This is a genomic window from Longimicrobium sp. (assembly GCF_036280135.1).
Classification (GTDB): Bacteria; Gemmatimonadota; Gemmatimonadetes; order Longimicrobiales; family Longimicrobiaceae; genus Longimicrobium.
The window spans coordinates 1-3,349 of the sequence record NZ_DASURI010000844.1 but is presented as its reverse complement, the minus strand read 5'-3'; the positions used below and the strand labels follow the sequence as shown (position 1 = coordinate 3,349).

The following is a 3,349-nucleotide window of genomic DNA, read 5'->3' as shown; positions in this document are numbered from 1 at the left end:
ACGTGGGCGACCACTACTTCAACGCGTGCCTCATCCTGCTGCACGAGGTGCCCGGAAACCAGCTGACGGGCGCGGGCGTCATCGGCCGCGACATGGAGTTCCCGTGGAACCCCGGGAACCCGTACCCGGGCTATACGAAGCAGGCGCCGTTCGTCACCCTGGGCGCGCCGCACGCGCTGTCGATCGTGTGGGAGGCGCTCATCCGGGCGCTGCGGGCCGTGTGGTTCCAGAAGTGGTTCGTGCACCGGCGCCTGCGGCCCGAGGAGTTCGGCGGGCGCATCGACAGCCACCTGACGGGGCGGCGCACCTATCCGCAGATCGACGGCGAGATCCTGGATTCGCTCACGTCCGGCGCGCTGGCGCCGTACTTCGGCGGGCAGTCGGGCGACACGTTTCCCTCGTACCTGCTGCCGCAGGCGTTCCCCGAGGGCGCGCCCACGCACCCGGCGTACGGCGCGGGCCACGCCACGGGCAGCGGCGCGTGCGCCACGGTGCTCAAGGCGTTCTTCGACGAAAGCGCGCCCATCGAGAACCCGCTGGTGGTCAACGCGGCCGGCACGGCGCTGGTGGCGTACAGCGGCCCCGGCGCGGGCGACCTGACGGTGGGCGGCGAGCTCAACAAGCTGGCCGGCAACATCGCCCTGGGCCGCAACGGGGCGGGCGTGCACTGGCGCTCGGACTACAGCGAGTCGCTGCTGCTGGGCGAGCGGGTGGCCATCGGCCTGCTGCAGGAGCAGAGCCTGCTGCTGAACGAGCCGGAGTTCTACCAGCTCACGAAGTTCGACGGCACCACCATCCGCATCCAGGACGGCGTCGTCCGGGCGCTCTGACGGGGGTGAGGCGGGCGGCGGCGCGCGTCCGCGCCGCCGCGCACGGTTGACGATACGGTGGATGGGGGACCCGCGAGGGTCGCCGCATCCCCCCTGACGCGGGCCGCGGAGGCCCTGCCCGGCACAGCGCCCGGGCGGGGCCTTCGCACGTCGGGGGACGACGGAGACACACGGATGAGCGGCCGGCAAAGGCCTCCCGGAACAGCGCCGGGCGGGGCCTTTCTGCCGTGCGCCTGGGCCCCGGGAACGCGCACACCACGCCACCCCGCACAGGACCGGGACCCATGACCGCAGTGAGCCACATCCGCGACGGCTTCGACGACAACTGGCACGACCAGGCACGCTGGTACGTGTGGAACCCGTCGGGCCTCCCCACGCTCAACGAGACCAACCAGCGCGTGGAGATCACCCCGCCCGTCAACACGGCCGGAATGCACTACGCCTTCTACGGCAGCAACGGGACGGGCGACCTGCGGGGCGCCACGGGCACCGTGGAGGTCGTCCAGGTGCTGCAGGGCGCCACCTGCAGCACGCAGCTCGTGCTGCAGCAGACCGACGGCGAGCACCGGCTGGTGCTGTGGAGCGACGGCGCCACGCTGTACGCGCAGGAAGACCAGCCCGGCACCCCGTCCGATTTCCCCCTCGCGTCGTACGATGCGCAGGCCCACCGCTGGTGGCGCATCCGGCACGACGCCGCCGCCGACCGGGTGCACTGGGAAACGTCGCCGGACGGGCGGGCGTGGACCAGCCACCGCGACGCACCGCCGCCGTTCGCCATCGACGCCGTGCAGATCGCCATCGGCGCCGGGCTGCTGGGCGCGGAGCCGGCGCCGGGCATGGCCATCTTCGACAACGTGAACCAGGTGCCCTCGGGCGTGGACGTGCCCGACCGCCGGAGCGCCGCGTACAACGTGCGGGTGCAGGCGGCGCAGATCGCCCTCAACCGGGGCCAGCCCTGGCACCTGGACAACCGAGAGGAGACGGACTACCCGTTCGTGGCCAACTTTTCCAAGGGGCTGCCCCACGATGCCGCGGGCGACGTGGACCCGGCCGCGTACCAGTCGCTGCTGCACGCGCTGAACACGCGCGACCCGGCGGACTTCGAGGCCATCCAGCTGGGGCCCGGGGGAAAGAAGCTCACCAACCCGCAGGGCGGCCTGGCGTTCGCCCTGGAAGGGCCCGACACGCACGCCGTCACGCAGCCGCCCGCGCCCCGCATCGACAGCGCGCAGAACTCGTCGGAGATGGGCGAGCTGTACTGGATGGCCATCGCCCGTGACGTGCACTTCAACGACTACGGCTGGCACCCCGACGTGCAGGCCGCCATCCAGTCGCTCAACACGGAGTTCTCGGACTTTCGCGGCCCGCGCGAGAACGGCGCCGTGACGGCGCGGACGGTCTTTCGCGGCATCTACCCGGGCGAGACGGTGGGGCCCTACCTGAGCCAGTTCCTGCTCAAGGGCACGAGCGACCCGCGGCTGCCGGCGGGCCAGGGCCGCGGCACCACGGACGGGCTCATCACCTACGGCGACCTCAAGATCGACCAGCGGCAGGTGACCGTGCAGCCGGGCGTGGACTACCTGCTGGACTTTCCCTGGTGGCTGGAGGTGCAGAACGGCGCCGACAAGCGGGGGATGGACGCCATCGACACGTCGGGCCGCCGCTTCGTGCGCACCCTGCGCGACCTGGGCGAGCGGGTGCACATCGACAACGTGGCGGACCACTACTTCAACGCCTGCCTCATCCTGCTGCACGAGGTGCCCGGCGACCAGCTGAACGGCAACGGCGTCATCAGCCGCGACATGGAGTTCCCCTTCAACCCCGGGAACCCGTACCCGGGCTACACCAGGCAGGCGCCGTTCGTCACCCTGGGGGCGCCGCACGCGCTGTCGATCGTCTGGGAGGCGCTCATCCGCGCGCTGCGGGCCGTGTGGTTCCAGAAGTGGTTCGTGCACCGGCGCCTGCGGCCCGAGGAGTTCGGCGGGCGCATCGACAGCCACCTCACGGGGCGGCGGTCGTATCCGCAGATCGACGGCGAGATCCTGGCGTCGCTGCAGGGCGGCGGCCTGGCGGCGTACGTGGGGCCCAACGGCCAGCGCTTTCCCTGGTCGTACCTGCTGCCGCAGGCGTTTCCCGAGGGCGCGCCCACGCACCCGGCGTACGGCGCGGGCCACGCAACCGGATCGGGCGCGTGCGCCACGGTGCTCAAGGCGTTCTTCAACGAGAACGCGCCCATCGAGAACCCCGTGGTGGTCAACGCGGCCGGTACGGCGCTGGACCCGTACACGGGCGGCGACGCGGGGCAGATGACCGTGGGCGGCGAGCTGAACAAGCTGGCCGGCAACGTCGCCCTGGGCCGCAACGGGGCGGGCGTGCACTGGCGCAGCGACTACAGCGAGTCGCTGCTGCTGGGCGAGCAGGTGGCCATCGGCCTGCTGCAGGAGCAGAGCCTGCTGCTGAACGAGCCGGAGTTCTACCAGCTCACGAAGTTCGACGGCACCACCATCCGCATCCAGGAC

1 protein-coding gene and 1 pseudogene are annotated in these 3,349 nt (G+C 71.8%); both read left to right on the top strand.

All coding sequences use genetic code 11. The annotated features are described in order from the left end of the window. Positions 1 to 830, top strand: a pseudogene (locus VFZ20_RS27420) (vanadium-dependent haloperoxidase); the annotation flags it as partial. Positions 831 to 1,114: 284 nt separating this feature from the next. Continuing rightward, a partial coding sequence (locus VFZ20_RS27415; RefSeq protein ID WP_329687148.1) for a vanadium-dependent haloperoxidase occupies positions 1,115 to 3,349 on the top strand: 2,235 nt, incomplete at its 3' end.